The organism is Liquorilactobacillus capillatus DSM 19910, from assembly GCF_001434915.1.
GTDB lineage: Bacteria > Bacillota > Bacilli > Lactobacillales > Lactobacillaceae > Liquorilactobacillus > Liquorilactobacillus capillatus.
Window position 1 is genome coordinate 77,785 of record NZ_AZEF01000008.1, and the last position, 6,282, is coordinate 84,066.

At 33.0% G+C, this 6,282-nt stretch carries 9 protein-coding genes; 6 read left to right on the forward strand and 3 right to left on the reverse strand.

The window, feature by feature from the left end; translation table 11 throughout:
- The first annotated feature begins 1 nt into the window (after position 1).
- On the forward strand, positions 2-940 hold the full coding sequence (whiA, locus tag FC81_RS02080; protein WP_057742590.1) for a DNA-binding protein WhiA: 939 nt from the start codon (positions 2-4) through the stop codon (positions 938-940).
- Between the two features lie 75 nt (positions 941-1,015).
- Here whiA and clpP read toward each other — a convergent pair whose 3' ends face one another.
- The 3 genes from clpP to FC81_RS02095 all read right to left on the reverse strand — a co-directional run bounded on the left by clpP (position 1,016) and on the right by FC81_RS02095 (position 4,307).
- Positions 1,016-1,609, reverse strand: coding sequence for an ATP-dependent Clp endopeptidase proteolytic subunit ClpP (clpP, locus tag FC81_RS02085; protein WP_057742592.1), 594 nt, complete (start codon positions 1,607-1,609; stop codon positions 1,016-1,018).
- 654 nt (positions 1,610-2,263) lie between these two features.
- Positions 2,264-3,424 carry a site-specific integrase gene (locus tag FC81_RS02090; protein WP_057742594.1) on the reverse strand — a complete coding sequence of 387 codons (1,161 nt, stop codon included), beginning with the start codon at positions 3,422-3,424 and terminating at the stop codon, positions 2,264-2,266.
- A gap of 13 nt (positions 3,425-3,437) precedes the next feature.
- Positions 3,438-4,307 (reverse strand): helix-turn-helix domain-containing protein, encoded by an 870-nt coding sequence (locus FC81_RS02095; RefSeq protein ID WP_057742596.1) that lies wholly within the window; start codon positions 4,305-4,307, stop codon positions 3,438-3,440.
- Positions 4,308-4,511: 204 nt separating this feature from the next.
- Here FC81_RS02095 and FC81_RS10845 point away from each other — a divergent pair, with 204 nt between their 5' ends.
- The 5 genes from FC81_RS10845 to FC81_RS02110 form a co-directional block, all read left to right on the forward strand.
- On the forward strand, positions 4,512-4,688 hold the full coding sequence (locus tag FC81_RS10845; protein WP_157054675.1) for a helix-turn-helix domain-containing protein: 177 nt from the start codon (positions 4,512-4,514) through the stop codon (positions 4,686-4,688).
- 12 nt (positions 4,689-4,700) lie between these two features.
- Positions 4,701-4,823, forward strand: a complete 123-nt coding sequence (locus FC81_RS11215) for a hypothetical protein (protein ID WP_268871902.1) — start codon at positions 4,701-4,703, stop codon at positions 4,821-4,823.
- Positions 4,824-4,839: 16 nt separating this feature from the next.
- Positions 4,840-5,424, forward strand: a complete 585-nt coding sequence (locus FC81_RS02100; protein WP_057742597.1) for a hypothetical protein — start codon at positions 4,840-4,842, stop codon at positions 5,422-5,424.
- A 127-nt stretch (positions 5,425-5,551) separates the two neighbouring features.
- Positions 5,552-5,815 (forward strand): hypothetical protein, encoded by a 264-nt coding sequence (locus FC81_RS02105; protein ID WP_057742599.1) that lies wholly within the window; start codon positions 5,552-5,554, stop codon positions 5,813-5,815.
- Positions 5,816-5,827: 12 nt separating this feature from the next.
- Positions 5,828-6,282, forward strand: a 455-nt coding sequence (locus FC81_RS02110; RefSeq protein WP_162254805.1) for a bifunctional DNA primase/polymerase, incomplete at its 3' end; no start/stop codon positions are given.

Genomic DNA, 6,282 nt, shown 5'->3' on the forward strand with positions numbered 1-6,282 from the left:
GTTGTCTTATGCAAGCGAAGTTAAAAAGGAATTAACAACACTCGATGTTCATTTTGCAAATGCCAAAGCAGAATTGATGGCTCTCATTAGAATGAATGGTTCATTGAGTATTGCACAGCATCATTTTATTCTAAATATCCAGACTGAGAATCCAGCTATTGCACGTAGGATTTATACACTATTAAAAAAGTTCTATGAAGTCGAAAGTGAATTACTGGTTAGGCGCAAAATGAAACTAAAGAAGAATAATCTTTATATTGTCCGTCTAAAAAAGGGAAGTAAGTTGGTCCTTAATGATCTTGATATTTTAGAAGGTCTGCATATCAAGAATAGTGTTCCACTGAATTTTCTAAATGATGACGCTAAGGTAAGATCATATCTGCGTGGAGCTTTTCTGGCGACTGGTTCGGTCAATAATCCGGAGAAAAGTCGGTATCATCTTGAGATATATTCACTATACGAAGAACAAAATGATGTTATCTGTGAGTTGATCAACCGGTATGAGCTAAATGCACGTAAAACCGAACGCAGAAGTGGGTATATTACTTATCTGAAAGAAGCAGAAAAAATTGCTGATTTTCTATCTCTAATTGGGGCAACAAATGCGATGTTGAAATTTGAAGATATACGGATTATTCGGGATATGCGTAATTCAGTTAACCGGATCGTTAATTGTGAGAATGCTAATATGAATAAAGTGGCTGATGCTGCTAAACGGCAGATTGAAAATATTCACTACATTGAAAAAAGGGTGGGAATTAGTCAATTACCTCCTAAGTTACAAAATGTAGCTAATGTACGCATCCTTAATCCAGAGGTTAGTTTAAAAGAACTAGGAGAAATCGTACCAGGAGGGCCTATTTCTAAGTCGGGGGTCAATCATCGCTTGCGTAAGATAAATGAATTTGCACAAAAGTTACGCGAAGATAATTCTGTTTAAAAATAAAAGAGAGCTAAACAAATAGCCAGGTCAAAGAATAACTTAACTTTGACCTGGCTAACTGTGTTACAGGGATTATTTAATCTTCTTCTTGTTTTTCATAATACCATCAATCAATCCATAATCGACAGCTTCTTGGGCGGACATAAAGTTATCACGTTCAGTATCACGATTGATAATCTCCATATCTTGACCAGAACCATCGGCTAAAATCTTATTAATTAACTTACGGGTTTTGAGGATATGTTGCGCAGCAATACCGATCTCGGTTGCTTGACCCTGGGCGCCGCCAAGTGGTTGGTGAATCATGACCTCAGAATTAGGCAATGCAAAACGCTTGCCCTTAGTGCCGGCAGTTGCCAATACACTTGCCATTGAAGCCGCCATTCCCATCACGATTGTTTGAACATCCGCATTAACGAAATTCATTGTATCGTAAATAGCTAAACCAGCCGTTACACTTCCACCAGGTGAGTTGATATAAATATAAATATCTTTTTCAGAATCTTGGGCATCAAGGAAAAGCAATTGGGCGATGATCGCATTGGCCATATCGTCATTTACTTCACCTGAAAGCATGATGATACGATCTTTTAGAAGGCGTGAGTAAATATCATATGCTCGTTCACCTCTTGAAGATTGTTCAATAACTGTAGGAACTAAATTCATGTGTAGTACCTCCTAACTAATTTTAACGCCATTAATTTTAGCATTCATAAGTCTATGTTGCTAGTTTAAACTATTGGTCAAAAAAGGTCAAATAAATAGCCTAAGTTAGTGTTATAAACACTGAAGCTATTATAATAGAATAACTACTTAATAGTAGAATACCCGTTCATACTTTTGAAGTACAGTGGATATAATTAGAAAATGCTGGTAAGTAGCTGCAAAGTTGAGAAAAGCCTGTAATTGAGTTTATAAGAGGTAAGTTCACTTAAGTTATTTAAGCTAGCTTAGGGCTATTTATTTTTTTAGAGGACGACTTTAGTATACTGGCTTTAAAAGAAACAAGTTTTAGCCTTAATACTGAACCGTCATTTAAATCGTGGTTGGTTTATTTTTTTAGAGATGGTAGAATGGTACAGAAGAGTGAAATTGCTTACAAAGAATCAAAAAAGAACACCGACATTCGATATTCTAATTAGCTAATTAGACAGCAACCAATATTGGGTAAAGGTTTTATCAAATGAGTGTTCAAATAATTGTAAGTAAGCAAAAATAAAAATGCGCCACGTGGGTTTTGTATCTTTTACAGTTAAATCACTGTTATATAAGCGTTTTTATATCTTTTTTGTATGCTGTGGCTCATTATTGACTCACTTTCTAAAAATCTACATAATTTTTAAATTTGTTAATTGTATCTTTTTTTGCATATTTAGTTACGTGAGTATATATGTTTAATGTTGTTTGAACATCTGCATGTCCAAGCTGTGTTTGTACCTGTTTAATAGTTGCACCAGCCTCAAAGGCTATACTGGCAAAAGTATGGCGTAGACCGTGAACTCCAATGTGTTTTAAATTATGTTTATTTATTACATGATCTAGCCACTTGTTTGCTTTAGTCGTAGCAAGTAGGCTATTTTTATTGTTTGAAAATATTAATTGAGTAGGCAAGGAGGTATCAAAACCACCAATTAAAAACATTTCTTCTTTTTGGAGTTTTTTCCAATTCATTAAAATTTCAAATGTCCTTTTATCTAAGTCTAACGTGCGATATGAATTTTTAGTCTTAGGAGTACCCACTATCATTTTATTGTCCACGGCACGCGTTACAGTCTTATTAATATTTATTGTATGGGCAGTTTCATCAATATCATTCCAACATAGGGCTAAGGCCTCGCCTTTTCTCATTCCAGTAAATGCTAGTAGTCTAAAAAAGGTTACAGCCTTCATGTTTTTATCCTCATATTCTTGTTTCAAACAGTCAAAGAACAATTTTAATTCATCTTTATCCCAAAAATTTTCAAATTTTTCTTCGCCAATTTTTACAGCCTTTTTTGGTAAGGTCACAAGCTCCATTGGATTATCATAAATAATTTTCAATCGTCTAGCTTCTTTAAATACTAGGCCAGCATAATTTTTTATTTTACGAAAATCAACTAATTCATTAGACCACCTATTAACGATATTTTGACACATAGGAGTAGTTATATCTTTAATTGGATATTTTCCCAATGCAGGCAATATATGATGCTTAAAAATGCCAAGAACACGGTTTAAAGTAGATTCCTTAACAGTATTCTTGTAAGACTTAATAAAATACTCGTAGACGTCTTTATATTTTAAATTTCTTTTCTCAGCATATCCATGGTTTTCAACATTCATTAGTTCATGTCTTAATGCAGATTCAGCCTCATGTTTAGTTTTGAAACCACGCTTAGAAGTCCTAATGGATTTGCCTGTAATTGGATTGGTACCAACGGAATATTGACACCGCCATAACTTTTTACCAGATTTAGTTGTGTATTGTGTTATAGACGCCATAAGTAGACCTCATTTAATTTTTATATATTGCTTTATTATTATCTAACGTTAAATCAATACTTTTAATTTCAAACGATTTCTTTAAAAAATCCCAATAAAAGTCAAAAGATATATTTTTGAAGTGATCATTTTTCTCGATAATTTTAGTATCTAGAAATGCTAAAGAAATGTCTTTTAAATCATTATCATCAAGTTTAGCTAAAAAATCTGAATACCCAGGATAGTTTTTTAAGTAAGGTACTAATTTATTATAGATATTTGAGTTAGGGGGAGCTAATCTATTTAGCCTATCTTTGTCTAATAAGTTTAACTTTATGCTTTTAAGCTTTAAGGGATATGTTGTTTCAAACTTATGGGTAACATTCACAACTGCTGAATCTACTTCTTTTCTAATATCTTCTTCTTTATCCATAAGATGATAAATATATCCACTTTTCATTTCGGCATCAAAGTCATTAGAAATATCACCAGGATATCTTTCTCTCAATTTTTTAAATCCCTCTAAATATATTTTCTCAATTAGATTTTTTAATTGCTCATCTTGTTTACTTTCTAGTTGACCTGCTAATTCGAAAGAAATAGGTATTTTATATTTCTTAAATTCTGTATCCACATTTAATAAACTGAGATTTACACCGTAATAATTTGTTCTTTTTTTTAAAATGTTGAAAGAATAACTATTTTTATCTCTAGTTAGAAGATCAAACAAGTCTATATTTAAAGATTTTGAAATTTTAACTAAGGTTTCAACTTTTGTTTGTTCAGGAAACTTATCAGAATTCACCAATTGGGAAAGTGTGGATCTGCTAATGTCAGTAAGCTTACTCAGTGCAGTAATAGTAAGATTTTCTTTTTCTAAAGCTTCTTTAAGTTTAATGTGCATTTAAAAGACCTCCTCTAGTTATTAAAGATACAGTCTTTTATAAAAAACGTCAAATAGCATAAATGAACTCCATAGAACTCGTGTAGTCTGTAAAGTGCACATGGTTAAGTTGTTGACTTTTATAAAACTCAGTATATAATGATTGATATAAACTACTTAATTATCGAATTATGAAGTTTATAAAATACAAGGAGGTGTTTTAAAATGAACGAGTTTCCTGAAGTTATGAATTTGGGGCAGGCAGCAAAGTTTGTTGGGGTGAGTCGTAATTCACTATATTTGTTGATTGACCAGGGGCTAAAGGTTTCGTACATCGGTGAGAGTATTAAGAGAGTTAGAAAGCAAGATATTCTTGACTTTCTAGCGGAGCATCAAAAATAGGGAGCTGGTCTTATGTTAGAAAAGATTCACGAGTATTTAGCAATACCAGATGGAGTACAGGGATTTTGGTTTGATGTGTTCTTAGGATATATGTACATTATGACTGTTGCTGGTGTAATTGTGGCAATTATTTAGAAAAGGAGAAGTGAGTATGAAGCTTGAAACAATTTATCCACCACTCGTTGAGCAGATGTATGCTGCAATGAAAAATAGTGGTGTTACAGGTATCGACAAAGCACATGTTTATAAAAAAATGGTTGAAGAAAAAATAATTGATGTAAATGGTACTCCAACAAAAAAGGCACTAGATGAAGGGCTTGTAACTAATGTCACTGAAATAAGCAATATGACCTTACTGGAGTTTAAGAAAATTTATCCAATATTCAAAAAGTTTCCAGCAAAAGAGTTTGCTAAATATGATGGTCGTTGGTATGTATCAGATAAGATTCTTGATTTTTTAGTTGATTTTGATGACAGAGCTTCATTTGATGAACGAGTAGAAATTAGTGCTTACTTCACTCAAAGAAACTATGAGAACCCACAAACAATTGGAGAGCTAAAAGGAACGATACCTGCATACAGAGGTATTGCTGATTCACATTTCCATGAAACAAGTGATGGTGTACTAGTTGATATTGCAGCAGCAAAGGAACAATGCAAAAAGGTTATTTCTGGTCAACTGCCAGGGGATATAGAAGCAGCTAAAGAGATCTTAGACAAATTTAAAAATTACTAGTAGAGGTAGTTAATTATGGGTGTAAATACAAAAAATCCGCTTATAACTTTGCCGAGTTAAGCGGAAGAAACACAGATATGAAATGTATTTATACCTCTCATTATAACAAAAAGTGGAGGTTATGAACATGGAAAAACAAATCTTTATTGATAAAAAAGTAGTTACAGCAGAGTATTTACAACAGAAAGCATCAGAAATTGTAAGCTTGCAGCAAGAATTAAAAGTGGCAGTTAGTTATTTGAGTGTTATTAATTACTTAGCCATGAAGAAAGATGATTTTGCAACATCATATTTTATTGCTAGTGGATCATTGAGTAACCTTAACGATTCTTTGGAAAACTTAGAAAAGTCTCTTGGCCAGATATCAAGTGACATATGCCCCGATATGTAAGGGGGTAATTAAATGATTGATTTGCAATGTGAATTACCAGCATTTCATTTGTTGGATAGAGGTTTTCAAGTATTCCCACTTAGTCAAAATAGCAAAGTACCATTAAAGGACACTCATGGTTATTTATCAGCAACAAGTGAACATGAACAGCTATTTGATTGGATAGTTAGCGAACCCAAGATGAATTTAGGTTTGAGATTAGATACCAGTAATTTACTAGTTGTTGATGTTGATTTACATGGCGATAACAATGGACGTGAGAGCCTTATAAAGTTATCTAAGCAAGGAATGGTAATGCCTAGTGACACTTATATAGAACGCACACCGAATAACGGATTACATTACTTTTTTAAATACCAGGGTAAAGCAACACGTAAGGTTAATGTACTTACTGGAATAGATATATTAACAGATTTTGTTATTGTGTCGCCAAGTGAAATAAATGGTAAGCAGTATAAGCCAGTTGA

Coding starts and splice junctions, on each gene's coding strand:
- clpP (WP_057742592.1), bottom strand. CDS start 1,609: ATGAATTTAGTTCCTACAGTTATTGAACAATCTTCAAGAGGTGAACGA.
- FC81_RS02090 (WP_057742594.1), bottom strand. CDS start 3,424: ATGGCGTCTATAACACAATACACAACTAAATCTGGTAAAAAGTTATGG.
- FC81_RS02095 (WP_057742596.1), bottom strand. CDS start 4,307: ATGCACATTAAACTTAAAGAAGCTTTAGAAAAAGAAAATCTTACTATT.
- FC81_RS10845 (WP_157054675.1), top strand. CDS start 4,512: ATGAACGAGTTTCCTGAAGTTATGAATTTGGGGCAGGCAGCAAAGTTT.
- FC81_RS11215 (WP_268871902.1), top strand. CDS start 4,701: ATGTTAGAAAAGATTCACGAGTATTTAGCAATACCAGATGGAGTACAG.
- FC81_RS02100 (WP_057742597.1), top strand. CDS start 4,840: ATGAAGCTTGAAACAATTTATCCACCACTCGTTGAGCAGATGTATGCT.
- FC81_RS02105 (WP_057742599.1), top strand. CDS start 5,552: ATGGAAAAACAAATCTTTATTGATAAAAAAGTAGTTACAGCAGAGTAT.